The sequence below is a fragment of the Ruminococcus sp. RTP21359st1_H3_RTP21359_211015 genome (genome assembly GCF_040909065.1).
GTDB lineage: Bacteria > Bacillota > Clostridia > Oscillospirales > Ruminococcaceae > Hominimerdicola > Hominimerdicola aceti.
In genome coordinates this window covers 1-19,485 of sequence record NZ_JBDGDD010000010.1, presented here as the reverse complement: position 1 = coordinate 19,485, position 19,485 = coordinate 1, and the positions used below count along the sequence as shown (strand labels likewise).

At 41.0% G+C, this 19,485-nt stretch carries 24 protein-coding genes and 1 pseudogene; 19 read left to right on the top strand and 6 right to left on the bottom strand.

Annotated features, from left to right (window positions below):
- The 6 genes from AB5Z01_RS05790 to sigE all read left to right on the top strand — a co-directional run bounded on the left by AB5Z01_RS05790 (position 1) and on the right by sigE (position 5,452).
- Entirely contained in the window at positions 1-1,020 is a 1,020-nt protein-coding gene (locus AB5Z01_RS05790) for an L-threonylcarbamoyladenylate synthase (protein WP_368365374.1), read from the top strand.
- Positions 1,017-1,619 (top strand): dephospho-CoA kinase, encoded by a 603-nt coding sequence (gene coaE, locus AB5Z01_RS05785; protein WP_267301525.1) that lies wholly within the window; start codon positions 1,017-1,019, stop codon positions 1,617-1,619. The genes AB5Z01_RS05790 and coaE overlap by 4 nt, the downstream gene beginning before the upstream one ends.
- Positions 1,609-2,271 carry a lytic transglycosylase domain-containing protein gene (locus AB5Z01_RS05780; RefSeq protein ID WP_022287287.1) on the top strand — a complete coding sequence of 221 codons (663 nt, stop codon included), beginning with the start codon at positions 1,609-1,611 and terminating at the stop codon, positions 2,269-2,271. Before coaE ends, AB5Z01_RS05780 begins: the two co-directional genes overlap by 11 nt.
- Positions 2,272-2,353: 82 nt before the next feature.
- Entirely contained in the window at positions 2,354-3,766 is a 1,413-nt protein-coding gene (locus AB5Z01_RS05775) for an aminopeptidase (RefSeq protein WP_022287288.1), read from the top strand.
- Positions 3,767-3,885: 119 nt separating this feature from the next.
- Entirely contained in the window at positions 3,886-4,716 is an 831-nt protein-coding gene (locus AB5Z01_RS05770; RefSeq protein ID WP_256319899.1) for a sigma-E processing peptidase SpoIIGA, read from the top strand.
- A gap of 16 nt (positions 4,717-4,732) precedes the next feature.
- The gene (gene sigE / locus AB5Z01_RS05765; protein ID WP_046440352.1) at positions 4,733-5,452 is read left to right on the top strand and encodes an RNA polymerase sporulation sigma factor SigE; all 720 of its coding nucleotides are present in this window, start codon (positions 4,733-4,735) and stop codon (positions 5,450-5,452) included.
- Between the two features lie 38 nt (positions 5,453-5,490).
- Here the strand turns inward: sigE and AB5Z01_RS05760 are convergent, their stop codons facing one another.
- Positions 5,491-6,267 carry a LytTR family DNA-binding domain-containing protein gene (locus tag AB5Z01_RS05760; protein WP_117863720.1) on the bottom strand — a complete coding sequence of 259 codons (777 nt, stop codon included), beginning with the start codon at positions 6,265-6,267 and terminating at the stop codon, positions 5,491-5,493.
- Between the two features lie 217 nt (positions 6,268-6,484).
- On the opposite strand from AB5Z01_RS05760, the gene AB5Z01_RS05755 reads away from it, so the two are divergent.
- The 11 genes from AB5Z01_RS05755 to AB5Z01_RS05705 all read left to right on the top strand — a co-directional run bounded on the left by AB5Z01_RS05755 (position 6,485) and on the right by AB5Z01_RS05705 (position 14,579).
- Positions 6,485-7,531 carry a bifunctional glycosyltransferase family 2/GtrA family protein gene (locus AB5Z01_RS05755; RefSeq protein WP_287214619.1) on the top strand — a complete coding sequence of 349 codons (1,047 nt, stop codon included), beginning with the start codon at positions 6,485-6,487 and terminating at the stop codon, positions 7,529-7,531.
- Positions 7,521-8,633, top strand: coding sequence for a phosphodiester glycosidase family protein (locus AB5Z01_RS05750; RefSeq protein ID WP_287214621.1), 1,113 nt, complete (start codon positions 7,521-7,523; stop codon positions 8,631-8,633). The genes AB5Z01_RS05755 and AB5Z01_RS05750 overlap by 11 nt, the downstream gene beginning before the upstream one ends.
- Positions 8,634-8,635: 2 nt before the next feature.
- Positions 8,636-8,845, top strand: a complete 210-nt coding sequence (locus AB5Z01_RS05745) for a hypothetical protein (protein ID WP_038671587.1) — start codon at positions 8,636-8,638, stop codon at positions 8,843-8,845.
- Positions 8,846-8,982: 137 nt separating this feature from the next.
- A complete protein-coding gene (gene sigG, locus AB5Z01_RS05740; protein WP_038671585.1) occupies positions 8,983-9,753 on the top strand; it encodes an RNA polymerase sporulation sigma factor SigG in 771 nt (256 codons plus the stop codon).
- Positions 9,754-9,934: 181 nt separating this feature from the next.
- Positions 9,935-10,720, top strand: a complete 786-nt coding sequence (locus tag AB5Z01_RS05735) for a sporulation initiation factor Spo0A C-terminal domain-containing protein (RefSeq protein ID WP_287214622.1) — start codon at positions 9,935-9,937, stop codon at positions 10,718-10,720.
- A gap of 64 nt (positions 10,721-10,784) precedes the next feature.
- Positions 10,785-11,075, top strand: coding sequence for a YlmC/YmxH family sporulation protein (locus tag AB5Z01_RS05730; RefSeq protein ID WP_038671581.1), 291 nt, complete (start codon positions 10,785-10,787; stop codon positions 11,073-11,075).
- Between the two features lie 175 nt (positions 11,076-11,250).
- Positions 11,251-11,994: a 30S ribosomal protein S2 gene (rpsB, locus tag AB5Z01_RS05725; RefSeq protein WP_117863717.1), complete on the top strand. Its 744-nt coding sequence runs from the start codon at positions 11,251-11,253 to the stop codon at positions 11,992-11,994.
- Positions 11,995-12,069: 75 nt separating this feature from the next.
- On the top strand, positions 12,070-12,990 hold the full coding sequence (gene tsf, locus AB5Z01_RS05720; protein WP_117923872.1) for a translation elongation factor Ts: 921 nt from the start codon (positions 12,070-12,072) through the stop codon (positions 12,988-12,990).
- Between the two features lie 225 nt (positions 12,991-13,215).
- Positions 13,216-13,734: a hypothetical protein gene (locus AB5Z01_RS05715; RefSeq protein ID WP_368365373.1), complete on the top strand. Its 519-nt coding sequence runs from the start codon at positions 13,216-13,218 to the stop codon at positions 13,732-13,734.
- 4 nt (positions 13,735-13,738) lie between these two features.
- Positions 13,739-14,008 (top strand): hypothetical protein, encoded by a 270-nt coding sequence (locus AB5Z01_RS05710; protein WP_147338979.1) that lies wholly within the window; start codon positions 13,739-13,741, stop codon positions 14,006-14,008.
- A gap of 328 nt (positions 14,009-14,336) precedes the next feature.
- Positions 14,337-14,579, top strand: a complete 243-nt coding sequence (locus AB5Z01_RS05705) for a hypothetical protein (RefSeq protein WP_117863715.1) — start codon at positions 14,337-14,339, stop codon at positions 14,577-14,579.
- 25 nt (positions 14,580-14,604) lie between these two features.
- Here the strand turns inward: AB5Z01_RS05705 and AB5Z01_RS05700 are convergent, their stop codons facing one another.
- From AB5Z01_RS05700 to AB5Z01_RS05690, 3 genes and pseudogenes are all read right to left on the bottom strand, one after another.
- Positions 14,605-14,727, bottom strand: coding sequence for a hypothetical protein (locus AB5Z01_RS05700; RefSeq protein WP_287214627.1), 123 nt, complete (start codon positions 14,725-14,727; stop codon positions 14,605-14,607).
- Positions 14,724-15,890 carry an ATP/GTP-binding protein gene (locus AB5Z01_RS05695; RefSeq protein ID WP_117863714.1) on the bottom strand — a complete coding sequence of 389 codons (1,167 nt, stop codon included), beginning with the start codon at positions 15,888-15,890 and terminating at the stop codon, positions 14,724-14,726. Before AB5Z01_RS05695 ends, AB5Z01_RS05700 begins: the two co-directional genes overlap by 4 nt.
- Positions 15,891-16,180: 290 nt before the next feature.
- A pseudogene (locus AB5Z01_RS05690) lies at positions 16,181-16,594 on the bottom strand (DUF4143 domain-containing protein); the annotation flags it as partial.
- A gap of 196 nt (positions 16,595-16,790) precedes the next feature.
- On the opposite strand from AB5Z01_RS05690, the gene AB5Z01_RS05685 reads away from it, so the two are divergent.
- Together AB5Z01_RS05685 and AB5Z01_RS05680 are read left to right on the top strand one after the other, a co-directional pair.
- Positions 16,791-17,048: an AAA family ATPase gene (locus AB5Z01_RS05685; protein ID WP_368365372.1), complete on the top strand. Its 258-nt coding sequence runs from the start codon at positions 16,791-16,793 to the stop codon at positions 17,046-17,048.
- A 592-nt stretch (positions 17,049-17,640) separates the two neighbouring features.
- Positions 17,641-17,850 carry a hypothetical protein gene (locus AB5Z01_RS05680; RefSeq protein ID WP_117863712.1) on the top strand — a complete coding sequence of 70 codons (210 nt, stop codon included), beginning with the start codon at positions 17,641-17,643 and terminating at the stop codon, positions 17,848-17,850.
- Between the two features lie 172 nt (positions 17,851-18,022).
- Here AB5Z01_RS05680 and AB5Z01_RS05675 read toward each other — a convergent pair whose 3' ends face one another.
- Positions 18,023-18,661 carry an ABC transporter ATP-binding protein gene (locus AB5Z01_RS05675; protein ID WP_368365371.1) on the bottom strand — a complete coding sequence of 213 codons (639 nt, stop codon included), beginning with the start codon at positions 18,659-18,661 and terminating at the stop codon, positions 18,023-18,025.
- A gap of 17 nt (positions 18,662-18,678) precedes the next feature.
- On the bottom strand, positions 18,679-19,485 hold an 807-nt coding region (locus tag AB5Z01_RS05670), incomplete at its 5' end, for a hypothetical protein (RefSeq protein WP_368365370.1).

Below are 19,485 nucleotides of genomic sequence, written 5' to 3'. Positions count from 1 at the left end.
ATGTTTGACACAAAAATACTGGACACTGACGAGGACAGCATAGCATATGCCGCAAAGCTGCTCTCACAGGGTGAAGTCGTTGGTATGCCGACGGAAACGGTATATGGTCTTGCGGCGAACGCTTTTGATGAAGCGGCTGTAAGAAAAATATTCGCAGCAAAGGGCAGACCTGCCGACAATCCTCTAATAGTGCATATATCTGACATTTCTCAGCTTGAGGGGCTTGTGGATAAGATACCGCCCCTTGCTGTAAAGTGCGCAGAAAAATTTTGGGCAGGACCTCTCACCATGATAATGCCAAAATCTGAAAAAATACCAATGGTAACGAGCGGAGGACTTGACACAGTGGGCATAAGAATGCCGTCACATAAGGTGGCAAGAGCGCTTATCTCAGCCTGCGGCTTCCCTATCGCCGCACCGTCGGCAAACCTTTCAGGAAGCCCGTCGCCTACAACAGCACAGCACGTCCTTAACGATATGCACGGCAGGATACCTGCCATAATAGACGGCGGAGCTTGCGGAGTGGGTGTTGAATCAACTGTTATAAGCTTTGAAGGCGAGGACGGAATAAGACTTCTCAGACCGGGATTTATCTCAGCCGAGGATCTTATGGAGATCACCCCGAACGTTCTTATCGACAAGGGCGTTTTGGAAAAGCTGGGTGAGAATGTAAAAGTCCGCTCCCCTGGTATGAAATACAAGCACTATGCCCCAAAGGCTGATGTGACTATCATTGACAGCAGTCTTGAGGCTTTCAGAGAATATGTGAAAACTCACGCTGACAATGACACCACTCTTATGGTGTTCACTGACAGCGATTGCGAGGGGCTTGATATACCCCACATCTGCTATGGCGCAAATGACGAGGAACAAGCCAAAGAGCTTTTTGACGTTCTCAGAGAACTTGACATTATAGGTGCAAAGAAAGTCTATGCACGCTGTCCTAACAAAGACGGCGTGGGGCTTGCAGTGTATAACCGACTTTTAAGAGCCGCAGGTTTTCAGGTGGTGAAACTGTGAAAAAAACAGTAGTAGGGCTTACAGGTCAAAGCGGTGCAGGCAAGACAACTATTTCGGACGCTTTCAGAGAAAATGGCTTTGAGATAATAAACTGCGATATAGTCGCAAGAGAAGTCACACAGGCAGGGAACGAATGCTGTAAAGAACTTGCAAAGATCTTCCCAGACTGTTTTGACGACGGCTTTGCCCTTGACAGGCGAAAGCTCGGGGAGATAGTTTTTTCAGATAAGAATAAGCTTCAAATGCTCAATGATACCATATACCCTTTTATAAACAAGCTTATTGACGAAAAGATAAACGCCACAGAGAGCGAGTTTGTTCTTCTTGACGCACCAACCCTTTTTGAAGCAGGTGCGGATAAGCTTTGCAGTGTTATCGTAAGCGTTGTGGCAGACTTTGGCATAAGGCTTGAAAGGATAACCAAAAGGGACGGCATTTCGGCGGAGCTTGCAAAAAAGCGTTTTTCTTCTCAGCATACTATGGAATTTTTCAAGGCTCACAGCGATTTCGTCATTGAAAACAACGGCTCTGTGAATGACACATTCCAAAAGACCTGTGAGGTCATAGAAACAATAAAGGAAAGATATAATGGCGGCTAATGGAAAAAACAGCAGGCGTAAAAAGAAAAGGCACATAAAAAAAGGTCCCGTACTCATAGCAGTCATACTTCTGCTTTGCGGTATAGGCTGGCTCACATATCTTTATCACGAGCAGATAATCAACAAGGCAAAGGATATTCCGAACTCTTTTTCATATCCTACAGATTATGAGGAGTATGTAATAAGATACAGCACCAAGTACAAGTGCGACCCTGTGCTTGTGTTCTCTGTAATAAAAGTGGAAAGCGGCTTTAATAAGGACGCTGTTTCATCAGTGGGTGCCAGAGGTCTTATGCAGCTTATGGAGGACGCATACGATTGGATAAAATATCGACTTGACGATCAGCGTGACAACACCTATGACGATATGTTCGACCCTGAACTTAATATCCAATATGGCACATATTATCTCAGCTATCTTATGGAAAAGTATGACGGCTCTGTAGAGCTGACAGCGGCGGCATATCACTGCGGAATGAATCTTGTTGACAGTTGGATAGAAAACGGCACTGTTGACCCTGACAATTTCAAAGTCAGCGACATACCTGACGAAAATGACCAGACTTCAAACTATGTGCGCAAGATACGCAAAGCCTATGACAATTATAAGGATATACTCAGCAGTCATGGGGATATTACAGAAAACAGTTAAGCAAAACCATGCGCAGGGGCGAACAGTGTCCGCCCATTGTAACGCAGTTTCAATAAGAATACATTAAAAGGAGGACTTTACAATGGATAACAAGAAGAAAGAAAAGTCCGAGGGCGAAAAGCTTGCAGAAAAGCTTCTTTCGGATAAGAAAAACGGTGGACTTCGCCTTAGCGAAGAAAAGCTCAAAAAGGCAGACAAGTTCTGCGAGGGCTATAAAAGCTTTCTGAACACTGCAAAGACAGAGCGTGAGGCTGTTATCGAGGCAGTGGCTCAGGCTGAAAAAGCAGGCTTCAAGCCTTATGAAAAGGGCAAGAAGTATGACGCCGGCGACAAGTTCTATTTTGTAAACAGAGGAAAGGCTATCATACTTACAGTTATGGGCAAGGACGGTCTTGACAAGGGTATCAGACTTGCTGCCGCTCATATCGACTCGCCACGTCTTGACCTTAAGCAGAACCCACTTTACGAGGACAAGGAACTTTGCCTGTTCAAGACACACTATTACGGCGGCATAAAAAAATATCAGTGGACAACTGTTCCAATGTCACTTCATGGCGTTGTTATAAAGGCTGACGGTGAAAGCGTTACAGTAAATATCGGCGAGGACAAGGACGACCCTGTTTTCTGCGTAACTGATATCCTGCCGCACCTTGCAGACGCTCAGATGAAAAGACCTGCTCCACAGCTCATCAAGGGCGAGGAGCTTAATCTGCTCATAGGTTCAAGACCATTCAGAGATGACGCTGTTTCAAACAAGGTAAAACTCAACATAATGGCTATCCTTAACGAGAAATACGGCATCGTAGAGGACGATTTCGTTTCCGCAGAGCTTGAAGCTGTTCCAGCATTCAAGGCACAGGACGTTGGCTTTGACAGAAGCATGGTAGGCTCTTATGGTCAGGACGACAGAGTTTGTGCATACACAGCTTTGCAGGCTATCCTCAAATGCAAAGACCCTAAAAAGACCTGCATGACCATACTCACAGACAAGGAAGAAACAGGAAGTGACGGCAACACAGGACTTAACAGCTCATATCTGCCATACTTCATTGCTGACCTTGCAAAGGTATACGGACTTGAGGGCAGAAACGTTATCTCTGCTTCCGAGTGCCTTTCAGCAGACGTAAATGCGGCATATGACCCAACATTCTCAGAGCCGTTCGAGATAAGAAACTCATCACAGATAAATTACGGCGTTGTTGCCACAAAATTCACAGGCGCAAGAGGCAAGTCAGGCACTTCCGATGCTTCTGCTGAGTTTGTGGGCAGAGTAAGAAAGCTCTTTGACGAACACAACATCGTTTGGCAGACAGGCGAGCTTGGCAAGGTCGACGGCGGCGGTGGAGGAACTGTCGCACAGTATATCGCAAACCTTGACATGAACGTTATCGACGTTGGCGTACCAGTGCTTTCAATGCACGCACCATTTGAGATAACTTCGAAGATAGACACTTATATGGCATATAAGGCTTTCTCAGTTTTCTTTGCTGACTAATTTGATATCAAATAAGCATATCCGCTTTCCCATTTCGGGAAGGCGGATCTTTTTTTGTCCCCATTGCGACAATTTTTCCATCCAAGCAGTGCTATCATAATATCAAAGGGAGGAACGCCATGAAAATTTACATAGATATACTCCTTGTGACAAACGCCATTATGACGCTTATCATGCTGGAAGCGGCAGGCAGGATATGTCACAAGGTCATAAGTCCGCTGCGGCTGTTGACAGCTTGCTCAGTAGGAGGACTTTCGTCGCTTGTTATGGCTATAGACAGCAGAGGATATTTCACTGCCGTTGTTATCGTGATGATAAAACTTTCCTGCACTGCACTCACAGTGCTTATAGCCTTTGGGTGTAAAGACCCTTGGCAACTACTTCGATACTTTATCATATACTGTGCAGTGGACGCAGTTTTCACGGGTATAGTGGTGACCCTTTGGCAGATATCAGGGAGCAAGGTGATTTTTTTCAGAAACCTCACTGTGTATTTTGACATCTCTCTATTTAAGCTTGCCCTTGCCTGCGGTATAGCATATGGTCTGCTCTGTCTTTATGAGAACATCACACGCAGGTGTTTCAACAGGGTCGCAAAATACGAAGCCATATACGAAAATGGTGGCTGTATAGTGAAAGTTCCTGCCATATGCGACAGTGGGAACAGGCTTTGCGACAGCTTCACAGGCACGCCAGTAGTGGTTTTCTGCTGTGACAGGCTTTTCTATCACTACGACCTTGACCGTGACGAGCCTGACCCTCTAAGCGGTTTCAGGCTTATCCCCTGCTCTACTGTCAGCGGTGAGGGAATTATCCACATAACCGCCGCAGGGAGCGTAAAGATAATCGACGATAAAGACCGTGTACACAACGTCAGATGCTATGTGGGCATAAAGCCCTCGCTGAACGGAAAATCACGGGCTATATTCAACCCCGCATTGCTGGGATAATACAGGAGGAATACAAATGACCACACTTAAAACACTTGCTCTAGGGCTGAACAGATTTTTGAGCCGTTTGTTTTCAGACGGACCCGAAACTATAGATTACCTAAATGGTGCAGATTCGTTACCGCCGCCCCTAAACAAAGAGGAAGAGAAAAAAGCCTTTGAGCTTCTTGAAACAGACCCGAAAAAAGCCCGAGAACTGCTTATCGTGCATAATCTCAGGCTTGTGGTATATATAGCAAAGAAGTTTGAGTCAACAGGCACAGGCATAGAGGATCTTATCTCAATAGGCTCTATAGGGCTGATAAAGGCGGTGAACACCTTCTGTCCTGATAAAAACATCAAGCTTGCGACCTATGCTTCACGGTGCATAGAAAACGAGATACTTATGTTTCTTAGAAAATCAAATCAGTATAAAAATGAAATATCCATAGACGAACCGCTGAATGTTGACTGGGACGGCAACGAACTGCTTTTATCCGATATTCTAGGCACCGATGACGACACCGTGAACAAGGGCATAGAAAGCGAAGTTGAGAAACAGCTTCTTCTGGAGGAGATCGAAAAGCTCTGCCCTCGTGAAAAGCAGATAATGAAAATGCGATTCGGGCTTTCAGGCAAAAAAGAAATGACCCAAAAGCAGGTCGCTGATGAAGTCGGTATATCCCAATCCTACATATCAAGACTTGAAAAGCGGATAATAAAATCCATACGGCGAAATTTAGAAAAAATATGCTGATTAAAAAACTGGCGAACACGCAAAATGTTCACCAGTTTTTATGTTATATGGGATAATTTTGTTTTCACAGCAGTGTAATTCTTCTCAGAAATAGGGATCACCTTGCCATATGTAAGCTCTATTCTGTAACGGCTTATACGGCTTACATATTCAGGATTTACAAGATAATTTTCATGACAGCGCACAAACATATCCCTATATCGTCTTTCAAACACCTTAAGGCTCTGCACTGATTCAAATGAGCCGTCAATGGTATATATGACGCAGTGACTGCCACTGCTTTCAACATAAGCTATCCATGACCTATCCAGAAAAACAAGCGACCTGTCTACGCCATTTACTATCACTCTCTTTGTACGCCTTTCACCTGAACAGACATTTTTCTTGTATATTTCTTCATAATGTACAGGATATATCCTGTCACGTTCATCATATTTAATGGCATTGGAAATGTGACAAAGCTTTATTTTTTCCTCGCCGTTCTCACTCACCCATGAAAACTGTATCCTTTGATCTGCTCTCCCAACACTGCTGTCAGGCCAAATCGTATCCAAAATGAAAAACATTATGACCTCGCAGGAACATTCCGTAAGACCTATGGAAAACACCTTTAGGTCGCTGAGCACAAATTCAAGCTCGTGTTCTTCTTGCGAAAAAGCATCAACAAGCGCCTTTCTGGTGCGTATCACATGCTTCTCAGCAGGACCTATCCACAGAATGTCTTCATGACAGGCATTAAGAAAGCTGTCTATCTCGTTATTGTAGTACTTAGTGAGAATATCGGCTGAACGTGTTTCAAGAACTCTATATTCCATGAAATCAAATCCTCCGTTTGCTGAATTAATTTGTACATTTTTTATTGTTTCTTTTATTATACGACATTTTTATCATTTTGTCAATAATACTGACACAATTTCATTTTCGCAAAATTTCGACAGATAAACTATGTATAAATTCTTCAGAAGTTTTATTGTATTTTTAAAGCATATGTGATATACTTAGACCATACGATAAATGAAAGGAGAAGATATCTTGGCGATAGATAGATTTTATGCGGTGATACCCGCTTATGAGCCTGATGAAAAAATGCTGGCTGTTATTGACGATATATCTTCATTGACCGATTTTCATATAATTGTCATTAATGACGGCAGCGGCAAGGATAAGCTGCCGATTTTTGCCGAAGCCGCAAAAAAAGCCATAGTTCTCACCCATGAGGTAAACAAAGGCAAGGGGCGTGGCATAAAAACCGCACTTGAATACATAAAAGAACATGAAGCCGACACTGTGGGCATCGTCATTGCAGACGCAGACGGACAGCACAAGGTGGAGGATATAATAAGGGTGTCGGAAGCCCTGAAAAGCTCCCCTGACAAGCTTATTATGGGTTGTCGCAGATTTTCGGGAAAGATACCACTGCGAAGCAAATTCGGCAACAACATCACAAAATTCGTTTTCTCATTTGCCGCAGGAGTAAAGGTAAGCGACACGCAGACGGGCTTGCGTGGCTTTTCCTCAAAGCTCATACCTTTTATGCTGTCGGTAAACGGTGACAGATATGAGTTTGAGATGAATATGCTACTTGAATGTGCAAGAGAAGGCATAAGATTCTATGAAGTGCCTATCGAAACAGTTTACCTTGGCAAAAACGAGTCATCACATTTTAATCCTATCAAAGACTCATGGAGGATATACAAGGATATACTGAAATTCTCATGCTCATCACTTCTTAGCTTCTGCGTGGACTATATTTGCTACAGCATTTTCGCAATGATAAGCGGGAGCGTAGCGTTTTCTAACATATGTGCAAGAGTGATAAGCTCCATTTTCAACTTTTCGATGAACAAAAAATTCGTCTTTAAAAATAAGGAAGGCATTGCAAAGACAGCCGCAAAATACTTTCTGCTTGCCGCATTAATACTAGCTGCAAACACAATAATGCTAGAGCTATGTGTGAAATATCTCATACACAACAAATATATCAGCAAAATACTTATAGAAGTGCTGCTTTTCTTTATAAGCTGGGCGGCGCAAAAAAGTTTCGTTTTCAGAAAGAGGGAAAGAAAAATTGACGGATAAGACAAAAAAGCCAATGCCTATCTGGGCAATGATCATAACGGACGTTGTGCTTACAGCGGCAGCGATAGGCGTGTTCATGCTTTTTGACTACGTTATGCCGCAAAGTTCAGGAGTAAAGGGAGAAGTGATCGCAACAGTTGACAGCTCCGCAGAGGGTAGCTTCACCCTGCCAAATGCGGCTGACAACTCGCAGGAAGAAAGCACAGCACAGGACGATAGCGAGCCTGCAGTTACCACCGCTCCGCAAACTGAAACTGCTACCACTACCCTGCGTACTGAGCAGACGAACCGCAGAAACTGGGGCAATCAGGACACTGCCGACTATCGTTCAGACCAGAACGCTATAAGCAGTATAACAAACGGTGCCATAACATCTGAGGAGCTTGGCTCGGCTTCAACTGACAATGCTCAGGTGACAGTATACAAAAAATCTATCGGCGAGAGCAGCAACAAGATAACCTATTTTGTGGCTGATGTTTATGTCACAAGCGCAAGCGAGATAAAAGCCGCCTTTGCAAACGGAGAATTCGGTAAGAACATCAAGGACTCAGTATTCAGTATGGCGGTGGAAAACAAAGCTCTTTTCGCCATAAACGGTGATTTCTATGGTAATTCGGAACGCAGTATCGTTATAAGAAACGGTATAAAATACCGTGATGATGTCAACGACGCAGACGTGTGCGTACTGTTCACAGACGGCACAATGCAGACCTACTCCCCGTCTGAATATGACAGCGACGCTGTTATAGCAAAAGGTGCATGGCAGGCTTGGAACTTTGGTCCTGCGCTTCTTGACGGAAGTGGCAACGTTCTTGAAACGTTCAACACAACAAAATATCTCAACAGTGCAAATCCACGTTCAGCTATCGGCTGTGTGTCGGCAGGCCACTATATTTTCGTGACAGTTGACGGCAGAAACGAAGGCTACTCAAAGGGCGCAACTCTCAGCGAGCTTGCGGCTATCATGAGCGATGAGGGCTGTATGTCTGCGTTCAATCTTGACGGTGGAAAGTCCGCTATGATGTACTTCAACAAAAGCATTGTGAACGCTCCTGACGGCGGTGGACGTGACCTCAGCGACATTATCTATATAGGAGGATAAAAATGAAAAGACTAAGCAAAATTCTCCCACATATCACGATAATACTTGCGGGAATGTTCATTGTATTCTGGATATTGGATATACTCAACCCTACAATGAATTTCATAAACAGAAAAATATCCAACAAGCTTCTGCTGGCATTTTGCATATCAGCCATAATAACAGCGATACTAGCGGTCTACTATCAGCGCAAGAGCGACAGAAAAGAATAGAACTAATGCAGAGTCACACGGCTCTGCATTTTTTATGGTCAGATTTTCCTGAAAAATATCTGTATAGTTCCTGATCGAAAGGTAATAATTATATTATCACGGCAGCATAAAATGCTGCTTTTTAACAGGAGCGTGCGATGCAGTACAATAAAGTTGAGATAAGCGGAGTGAACACCAATGAGCTTAAAACACTGAAAGAATCGGAAAAGCTGGAGCTTTTGAAAAAAGCACATTCAGGTGACAAGAAAGCCCGTGAGGAGCTTATAAACGGCAATCTCAGGCTCGTGCTGAGTGTTTTGCAGAAGTTTGTGAGCCGAAGCGACTCCCCTGACGACCTTTTTCAGGTTGGTGTTGTGGGGCTTATCAAGGCGATAGATAATTTCGATACCTCTCTTGATGTGAAGTTTTCTACCTACGCTGTGCCTATGATAGCAGGAGAGCTTAGAAGATTTCTTCGTGATTTTCAACCCATGAGGGTGAGCCGTTCTCTCCGTGACCTTGCTTATAAAGCAATGCAGGCGAAAGAACAGCTCATATGTGAAAACCAGAAAGAGCCTACTGTTGAGCAGATAGCAGACACTATCACCGAAAAGCCTAGTCAGGTGGTCATTGCCCTTGAAGCCATAACCGACCCGGTTTCACTCTATGAGCCTGTGTATTCTGATAACGGCGATGCTCTTTATGTATTGGATCAGGTGAGCGACTCCTGTGACGATAAAAGCTGGCTTGAAGAGCTTTCATTGAAGCAAGCCATGAGCGAGCTTCAGCCTCGTGAACGTAATATACTATTCCTGCGCTTTTTCAAAGGACAAACTCAGGTGGAGGTAGCAAAAAATATTGGCATCTCTCAGGCACAGGTATCACGGCTTGAAAAAGGTGCATTGGAACACATCAAGAAAAGTATCTAACGTCTGTCGCAATACGTTAAATCGACATTTATGAATATTTTTGTTATATACAATTACAATAAGGTCACTTTTTTGAAACAATTCGATTAATAATGTGCCATTAAAGTTGCTTGTAGTCAAAAAATTTGATATAATAATATAGGAGTTATTATGTTAAATCGTCATAAGGGAGTTGAAGTGTATGCTGACTGATTATTCGATCCTTATTTCCGAGTCATATGACGGCCAGCATAAACTGTTGACCGAGGAACTGAAACGCAATGGTACAAAGGTCCATATATGCGGTGATACTGAAATAGAGCTTGAGATAGGTGCTGTAAAATATACTCCTGACGTTATCGTTATTGACTGCTGTAAGCTGGGATATAAAAAGCTTCTGCATTTTCGTGAGATACTTCACGAAAATGACATTCATCCCATAATATATAACATCTACACCTATGATGACACAGAAACGATCCGTATTCTTCTCGATTATGATGATATTCTGCACATACTTATGCCATACGACGCTAAGAACGTATGCCACTATATGCTTGACAAGCTAAAAAGGATACCTGTTGATCCTGATATTCTTAAACAGAATATTTCAAAGGAGATACATAGGATCATAACATCAACGGGCATAAACCGCAAGCATTCAGGATATGACCATATCTACTACATGATATTCCTTATTATATTCAAATATAGCGGTAATAAAGTGCAAATAGGCGAACTTTATAAGGACATTGAAAAACAATACGGAAAAAATACTGCGGCTATTGAACGCTCAACAAGAAGTGCTATAGTTTCAGGCTGGGAAAAAATGAAGCCTGTGGATAAGCAAATGCTTTTTGAAAGTTGCCTTACTAACGGAACAAAGCCTACAAATGCAATGTACATAAACACCATAGCTTTATATATAAAGCATTTGTATAATGATCAGTTGGAGATGTATTACAAAAACAAAAACGATCATACATAGGACGATCCCCAAAGTGCATACCTATTATAAAGGGTATGCATTTTTTTTGAAAGGGGAAGGTTTCATGATATGTAGTTTTTCAAGCTTACGAAATAAAGAGGTCGTCAATATGCGAACAGGACTGAAAATAGGCTATGTTGATGATATAGAAATGGATACTCAGGGAGCGAATATAGTTTCACTGATCGTCTATGGCAAACCAAGAGCTTTCGGTATCATGGGCAGAGATGAGGATATTATCATAAAATGCTCGGATATCGAGCTTATCGGCGAAGATACCATACTTGTAAAATTCAACGATAGTGCAGTATGCACAAAGAGCAGAACTGTAAAAATCGAAAATTTGTTAAAATAAATTGTTGAAAGCTCTTGAAATGAAATAGAAAATATGATATAATATTAAAGCAATTCGCACGGACAGGTTTTTGCCGTTGGTCCTGCCGTAAGACAGGTGAAAGCAAGTAAAGCCGTCCGGAGGATAAAAACATCTGCATAAGCAGAAATCTAAAACCAAACAGGAGGTTACTACAATGGGAGTAGTATCAATGAAGCAGCTTCTTGAAGCTGGTGTACACTTTGGTCACCAGACAAGAAGATGGAACCCTAAAATGGCTCCATACATTTTCACAGAAAGAAACGGAATTTACATCATCGATCTTCAGAAGACCGTTAAGAAGCTTGAAGAAGCTTATATGTTTATCCGTGACATCTCAGCTAATGGCGAAGAGGTACTTTTCGTAGGTACAAAGAAGCAGGCTGGAGATTCTATCAAGGAAGAGGCACTGAGAGCTAATGCACATTATGTAAATGCAAGATGGCTCGGCGGTATGATGACAAACTACAAGACAATCCAGCAGAGAATCAAGAGACTTGAGCAGCTCCACACAATGGAAGAGGACGGCACATTCGACCTTCTCCCTAAGAAGGAAGTTGTTAAGCTGAAGCTTGAGATAGAAAAGCTTGAAAAGTTCATGGGCGGTATCAAGAACATGAAGAAGCTTCCAGGCGCACTTTTCGTTGTTGACCCAAGAAAGGAAAAGATCGCTGTAGCAGAGGCTAAGAAGCTTGGCATACCTGTAGTAGCTATCGTTGACACAAACTGCGATCCTGACGATGTTGATTATGTTATCCCAGGTAACGATGACGCTATCAGAGCAGTTAAGCTTATCGCTGGTTGCATGGCTAACGCTATAATCGAAGGCAGACAGGGTGAGGACGCTGAGTCCGCTGAAGAGGCAGAGAAGGTTGAAGAGGCTGACGAGGCTGCTGAATAATAGCTGAAATTTCAGGCAGGCATTTATAATATATTTGTCTGCCTATTTCGATATAAAACACTAGGAGGAATAATAATGGGTAAGGTATCCGTAGCAGAGATCAAAGAACTTATGACAGCAACAGGCGTTGGCATGATGGACTGCAAGAAGGCTCTTGTAGAAGCTGACGGCGATATGGAAAAGGCAGTAACACTTCTCCGTGAAAAGGGACTTGCTACACAGGCTAAGAAGAGCGGCAGAGTTGCAGCAGAGGGTATCTGCACAGCTGTAGTTAAGGGCAACGTAGGCTGCGTTCTTGAAGTAAACATCGAAACAGACTTTGCTGCTAACAATGATGAGTTCAAGGCTTTCGTTGCAGCAGTTGCTGATACAGTAATCGAGACAAACCCTGCTGACGTTGACGCACTTAAGGCAACAAAGATCAGCGGTGGTGACAAGACAGTTGAAGAGACACTTCAGGATCTGTTCATCAAGATCAGAGAGAACATGGTAATCAGAAGATTCAAGAGAATGGAAGGCATTCTTGTTCCTTACGTTCACGGTGCAGGCAGCATTGGCGTTATGGTAAAGCTTGATTCTGACATTGCAGCTGACAATGCTGAGCTCCTTGCTGCTGGTAAGGACTGTGCACTTCAGGTTGCAGCTATGAATCCTGCATACCTGAACAGAGAGTCTGTTCCTGCTGACGCTCTTGACAAGGAGAGAGAGATCATGCTGGCTCAGATGGCTGAGGATCCTAAGATGGCTAACAAGCCTGAGCAGGTTAAGCACAAGATCATCGACGGTAAGATCGGCAAATACTATTCTGAGAACTGCCTCCTTGAGCAGGCATTCGTTAAGGATGACAAGGTATCTGTTGGCAAGTACGTTGAGTCTGTAGCTAAGAAGCTTGGCGGCAAGATCGACGTTGTTGAGTACGTTCGTTTCGAGAGAGGCGAAGGCGTAGAGAAGAAGGAAGAGAACTTCGCTGACGAAGTTGCAGCAATGACAAAGTAATCTTTCTGACATAAATGAAAGTCCCTCGGTGGTGAGCCGAGGGACTTTTTTTATGGGCTTTTGATTGTAACTTGTCAACTTTTATTATACTGCGTCATTCGACTATGCGATATAATATAAGTACAAGTTAATATGTCTTCAGTAGAGAGTGTCTTAAATATAAGATGCTCTCTTTTTTGTTGACCTTTTTCTTTTGTTGAGGTCAGCAACAGAGGAAAAATAGACTTGACAGAAGCCTCTGAAAAGAGGTATAATGATAGAAAGATAGTTGAAAATATAATGATAAATTCAATAGAAAAAACTATTGAATTGCCTATTGAGCAGAAACATACAGGTAAGGGCAATCCAAACGCTGTTTTTGGTATTGAGCTTAATAATCGCCAAAAGGATCTACTCGAAAAGCTTTCTGAGTTTGACAGCAAAGTAATAGTCGATAAGAAAAGCGTTAATATGGCTGATCTTTCGGCGTTGACTGCTCACACAGGAGATGAGTTTGCATTGTTCACAAAGGGCAAGGATAGACTCATAATTCGTGGTAATTCCTTAATGGTAAATCTTGATATCGAACAGGCTAAAAAACTTGCAGCTCATGGCTATCGTTGGAGTGGTCATACGCACCCCGGGATAGATATAAACGTTATGATGCCGTCAACAGGTGATAAAGAGATACTGAAATGCTTCTCACAGAACAGTAGCGTTATCTATGATTCCAAAGGAAATTTCCGCACGTTTGAGAAAGGGTGATACTATGTGTAAGAGATTTGACGACTGGTCACAGGAAATAAAAAACTTTTGCGACAAAAATGGATATAGCTTTGAAAAAGCAAAGAGTCTTTCTCAATGCTGGGGTAAAGACGATCTGTTTTTACAGTATTTTGACCCCGATAGTGAAAGCGTTAGAAAAGGGTTGGGATTGCTTGACGAAACACCTATGCCTCTTGTTCTTTATATCAAGAGATTGCCTGATGGCAGACTTCTATTTAAGCAGACAGAACACACTAAAAAATATCTTGCGTAGTGTAGCTTTTTTAGTAGCGAAACTGAAAAACTATCTAAAAATGTATTGGAACGAAAAATAAGATAAGAAGCGGCATCCTCTGAAAGAGGGTACCGCTTTTCTCTAAGTATATCAGCAAATAGGTATCCGAGTTATAACCGTACCTATAGATACGGTTATAAGAAAAAGCCCTTCTGTGTGAACAACATCAGAAGGGTTAGTCTATATATGAAAAAATATTGTTGGGGCTCAATATATTTGTATTCTGTTTTGAGTTTGCCAATCTGTTAAAAAGATAGTAGCAGGCATTATTGCCTCTCTTATTATAACTTCAAATAATACGTTTGCCATGTTTGCATCAAACAGCGAATATCTGGACGACGCAGCTAATGCATATATTGAACAGATAAAAGATCAGGATACGCTGACCAAGACAAAAAGCATTCTGAGTTATGCTTCCAAAATGGACGGCACAACCGAGAACTGCGTTACAGCAGCACTCAACGTATACAACTTATGTGAAGCAGCAGGAATAAGATGCCACGTTAGAACAAGTGCTAACAGCGAGCTTTGGTGCTCAGAACCACGTTAACGACGTAATAGACGTTGACGGAACATCATATATCGCATATGTAAGCTTTTCCTGAAAATATAAGTTTATCATTATCAAGTAAAATATCAATTATAGCATCTTCTGCAGCTCCTTCACAGATGCAGGCTATATATACTTCTTCTGTCATGGCTTTGTCTCCACCTTATTTATGATACTTTTTTTGAGTTGGATATATGCTTCATATGAAGGAGCAGTATTGCCTATGAGCCCACTTTTAAACGATTGCACTTTATTTTCATCATTTCTCTGTATTCGTTCATTTAATGGAGTTATTGTGATTTTATCTTTGTTTTCCACAATATAAATGCAGTCATTTCTTTTTATGTGTTCAAGAAGTTCGGAGTAATGTGTGGAGAAAATAAGGGTTGCTCCATGTGGATTTACTTTTTTGTTCGTGAAGAATCTTATCAGCGTTGATACGATCTCCTGATTGAAGTGATTCTCTAGGTCATCGATTATAAGATATCCACCAGTTTCAAAAAGAGATATGGCTCTTCCAAAGACATTTATTCCTTTTATTGTTCCTGAAGATAAATAGGTATTGAGTTCCGCAAGATCATATAATATTCTCTCTTTTTCGCCTCGAAACTTAAGATATATAACCGTTTTTCCGTTGTTTTCCTTGGTATTTATACATTCTATCTTGGGATCAAAATAAGATAGAACACTTAGAGGATATTCCTTTAAGAGTTTGAGTCTGTTTATATTCGTGATTTCAATCATATCAGTAAATACGATCGTTGTTTTTTCTGCTTTTTTGTATCCTACGATAATGCTCATATCGTCTACTAGGTATTGTTCATCATCTTTTCTTTTCATAATCGTTGTTGCCGAAGAAAAGTCAAAAATGTTTGTTTTGTTGTCAGATGCGAGCAACTTCCTGGATTTAATATATTCCTCTATTATTGTATAGCGTTCATCTGCATATTTAATAACAGTGTGTAGCAGATTTACAGTATTGCAATTTACAAATACAATGTTAAAAACAATCTCATTCTGCTCGTTGCCTTCCCCAAGTATTCCGCAGTATTTTATATTATTTATTTGCTCGTTGTTTAAAACAGAAAAAACAAAAGAAATAAGCCTTAAAATTGTGGTCTTTCCGGAAGCATTGATTCCAAAAAAACTTTCTATATTATTTGTATACAGCCTGTTGGCGTTTGAGGAAGAAAGCTTAAACATTCCTTCGGTATCACCTGAGGTTGTTCTTTGTGTGTTAATAAAGTTGATTTCACATTTACCATCGTATAGTGGAAGGCCTTCGGCAGATATTTTTAAAACTTTAATCACCGATTATCAGCTCCTTTCAATATTATTATAATACAATCGATTAAAAAAATCAATCGTAAAAACAAATATTTTGTTTTTACATTCGTGTAACTTTAACATTTATTATCTATAGTATGCCCATTATACAGAAAAATCAATCTCATTGCAAAAAAAACAAAGCAGGCATTCTTTGGGGATAATCAGAATGTTTGCTCGTTTCGACAACATTTGTCAAAGTGCAATATTAACAATGGAAATAATATAAGAATATCACATTTCGCATAAAATGTCTATACTTTGTTTGTGATAAATCAAAATGTTTGTTTAAGAAAAGACTTAACGAGAAAAGAACAGAAATATGGAAAGGTATATACATCGCTATCATGCCCTATATTTCCATTGTTTAATTTTATACCAAAACTTATATCTTCATACCTATCAGAGGCTATAAGTGTTCTCATTGATTTCATTTTTCCATTTTGAGATTTTACTTCAATGGGGACAAGATTGTTAGCAGTGCGCAGGAAAAAGTCTTGCTCTAGGGTCGAATCCTTCCGTTTGTAATAAAAAAGATCGCACCCAGCTTTAACAAATGCTTCTCCAACAATATTCTCGTACAATGCTCCTTTGTATACTCCAAGGTTTTTATTTGCTCGAAGATCATCTTGCGCTTCACCATCAAGCATCGCTACCAATAAACCGCTATCGGCAAAATATAGCTTAAATGTATCATTATCATATAAAACTTATGGAAGAGCATTTAAGAAATAGCGGAATAAAAGATGAACAAATAATTGAAATGGACTTTGAAAAATACGAATTTGGCAAAATGACTGGTGACTCATTTTATAAATATGTCAAAGAGAGAATTTTACCAGATCCAAATCAAAGGATGTATCTTTTTTTGATGAAATCCAACGTGTGCCCCAATGGGAAGATGCTGTGAACTCGTTTAGGGTTGAATTAAATTATAACATATATATAACAGGATCTAATGCTTATTTGCTTTCCTCTGAATATGCTACCTATTTAGTAGGAAGATATGTAGAAATAAAAATGCTCCCTTTGTCATTTTCTGAATTTATGTATTTTCACGATTTGCGATTGGAAGAGATCGCAGGTGTATTAGACAAAAAAAGAAGCAGTTTCGTGATAAAAATGGGGTCTTATACGACCTAAATGAAGTATTTGAAGCATATTTGCGCTTTGGAGGAATGCCCGGTATTTCTGATGTAGGGCTTGATCAGGAAAAGGCACTTGTCTTGCTTGACGGAATATATTCAACTGTAGTCATACGTGATATTTTAGAAAAAGGTTGTTTCAGATCCTATACTTTTGAGAAAGATCATAATGTTTCTTGCTGATAATATTTGAAGTAATACTCTTCTTCTAAAGATAATGAAGGCATTATAGTCAAAGAAGATAAAATAGCGGTGGCCATAACCTAATTGTTGTTTTCTTTCTATAATTAATTATAACGTAAGTTAAAAACATAGTCAAATTTCAGACTTACAAAAACAGTTTTTAAAAAAAATTCGTTATAAATGCACAAAAATCAGTGGCCTAAAACATACTAGATGTACAAAACCTTATAACGAGTTAATCTATATATCGGTCGAATTATGTAAAAATCATTTTTATTTATTTCCGTTATTTATTGTTTTTTTTGATTTGCTTGGCTGTTTCAACTTCCGTGTTGATAAATGTAAACTTTTTTAGAAAGTATGATATAATATAGTATTGCATTAAATAAAAAAAGAGGGTGTAAAACTTGATCGATCTTGATGATTTTTGGTATATAGTCAGGTCGCAACATTATACCAAAAGAGAAATGGAAATAATATATGGCAATTTGGAATACGTTCCGCCAAAGCAAATAGATAAACTTTGGGATAAGGCTGTAGACAAATGGGACGATTGGCAAGCTGCACAGCATATAGCTAAGAAATATGATGATGGATATCTTCGCAAGAAGGAATAGCATAAACAAAAATAAGCTGCTACAGAAAAATCTGTGGCAGCTTATTCTATTCAGAACAGTCCTAATTTTAACCTATCAATATCGGCTCCTGATAACTGTTTGTACGAATCCATACTTACTCAGTCTATGTCATCATATCTGTTTGTACGAATCCATACTTACTCAGTCTATGTCATCTTACCCCCTCAATAACGCCCTTATCCATTTCATGTACAGTATTGCACAGCACGGAGATGTCCTCCGCAGAGTGTGAGCATATGAGAATAGTCTTGCCCTGCTCCTTGTATGAAAGCAGGTACTCACGCATTTCTTTTACTCCGTCCTTGTCAAGACCGTTAAACGGCTCGTCGAGAATGAGTATCTTCGGATTTTCCATAATGGCTTGTGCAAGTCCCAAACGCTGCCGCATACCTAGACTGTATTTGCGGACGTGTCGCTTTAAGTCAGGGTCAAGCCCCACCTGCTTCATGCTGTTGCGTATCTCATCTTTGCCGATCTTGTTGTTAAGCCCCGCAAGAAGCTTTAAGTTCTTGTAGCCCGAATAGTAAGGTATAAACCCCGGCGTTTCGATAATGATACCCATATCTTTCGGGAAGTCAACGTCCTTTCCGACCTTCTTGCCGTCAACGATAATCTCACCGCTCGTGGGCTTGATAAAACCACATATGCACTTCATAAGCATTGTCTTTCCGCTGCCGTTTCTGCCGATAAGTCCGTGTATCTTGCCCTCCTCAAAGGACACATTTATGTGCTTTAGTATCTCCGTTTTGCCAAGCGTAAGGCATACGTCATTTACATTGATGATATCCATTTCGTCCCCCTAATTTCCTAACTTGCTATCTCTGCAACATTGTCGTAATTGAATTTTCTTATGGCGATAAAGCAGAACGCCAGCAGTACCGCTATAAATATGGCAAGATAGCTGACCGAAAAACTCATTGACATAACAGGCTCACGGAAATATTTTGTGTAGTGCAGCCATATTATGCTGTTCGCCATTGGCATTGTCCACATAAGCGTGGTCTTTATGGAGCAGAACGCTGTGCCTAAAGATATTACCGCTCCGCAGAGGACAAAACCCACAGTTTTGTGTTTCACAAGTGAAAAGCTCAGCAGGATAAGCCCAATTATCATAAGGTATGCGAACACGAGCAGGTAGCTTTGCACTGCGGCTGAAAATACTGTGAGCTGATTGTAGAGATTTTCAGGGAGAAGCTGCACGCCGAAATTGCCCGAATGTTCAGGAAAGCGTGAAGCGAACTTTGTCGCCACGTTGCTCCATCCGTTGTACCAAAAGCCGTCTGAGAGCATTGGGAGCACTGCGCCCAAGAATATCACTGCAAGATAAGATAAAGCCATAAAAATGAGCTTCAAAAGCTGTCCGAACAGCCAGTTCAGCCTGCCCACACGCATTATGTAGAAAACTGTGTTGGTGTCTATCTTGGGAAAATCTGCGATAAGTGTGAGGAAAACCAGCGGTATGATAAGAAGTATCGCACCCGAATTTGCTATGGCGATAAAAGGCTCAAGGATATTCAGCGGTTCGCCCATAAGCTTGGCGTTTGATTTAAGAGGCTCGATAGCAAAGCTGTAAATGAAGATAAGAAGCACTCCTAGGATTATCATTCGTGCGTC

What these genes read in the sequence shown, in the direction of transcription:
- AB5Z01_RS05705 (WP_117863715.1), top strand. Translation starts at nt 14,337, where the DNA reads ATGTTTGCATCAAACAGCGAATATCTGGACGACGCAGCTAATGCATAT.
- sigG (WP_038671585.1), top strand. Translation starts at nt 8,983, where the DNA reads ATGCAGTACAATAAAGTTGAGATAAGCGGAGTGAACACCAATGAGCTT.
- AB5Z01_RS05760 (WP_117863720.1), bottom strand. Translation starts at nt 6,267, where the DNA reads ATGGAATATAGAGTTCTTGAAACACGTTCAGCCGATATTCTCACTAAG.
- AB5Z01_RS05770 (WP_256319899.1), top strand. Translation starts at nt 3,886, where the DNA reads ATGAAAATTTACATAGATATACTCCTTGTGACAAACGCCATTATGACG.
- AB5Z01_RS05700 (WP_287214627.1), bottom strand. Translation starts at nt 14,727, where the DNA reads ATGACAGAAGAAGTATATATAGCCTGCATCTGTGAAGGAGCTGCAGAA.
- AB5Z01_RS05745 (WP_038671587.1), top strand. Translation starts at nt 8,636, where the DNA reads ATGAAAAGACTAAGCAAAATTCTCCCACATATCACGATAATACTTGCG.
- AB5Z01_RS05710 (WP_147338979.1), top strand. Translation starts at nt 13,739, where the DNA reads ATGTGTAAGAGATTTGACGACTGGTCACAGGAAATAAAAAACTTTTGC.
- AB5Z01_RS05730 (WP_038671581.1), top strand. Translation starts at nt 10,785, where the DNA reads ATGATATGTAGTTTTTCAAGCTTACGAAATAAAGAGGTCGTCAATATG.
- tsf (WP_117923872.1), top strand. Translation starts at nt 12,070, where the DNA reads ATGGGTAAGGTATCCGTAGCAGAGATCAAAGAACTTATGACAGCAACA.
- rpsB (WP_117863717.1), top strand. Translation starts at nt 11,251, where the DNA reads ATGGGAGTAGTATCAATGAAGCAGCTTCTTGAAGCTGGTGTACACTTT.
- AB5Z01_RS05780 (WP_022287287.1), top strand. Translation starts at nt 1,609, where the DNA reads ATGGCGGCTAATGGAAAAAACAGCAGGCGTAAAAAGAAAAGGCACATA.
- AB5Z01_RS05775 (WP_022287288.1), top strand. Translation starts at nt 2,354, where the DNA reads ATGGATAACAAGAAGAAAGAAAAGTCCGAGGGCGAAAAGCTTGCAGAA.
- AB5Z01_RS05675 (WP_368365371.1), bottom strand. Translation starts at nt 18,661, where the DNA reads ATGGATATCATCAATGTAAATGACGTATGCCTTACGCTTGGCAAAACG.
- AB5Z01_RS05735 (WP_287214622.1), top strand. Translation starts at nt 9,935, where the DNA reads ATGCTGACTGATTATTCGATCCTTATTTCCGAGTCATATGACGGCCAG.
- sigE (WP_046440352.1), top strand. Translation starts at nt 4,733, where the DNA reads ATGACCACACTTAAAACACTTGCTCTAGGGCTGAACAGATTTTTGAGC.
- AB5Z01_RS05790 (WP_368365374.1), top strand. Translation starts at nt 1, where the DNA reads ATGTTTGACACAAAAATACTGGACACTGACGAGGACAGCATAGCATAT.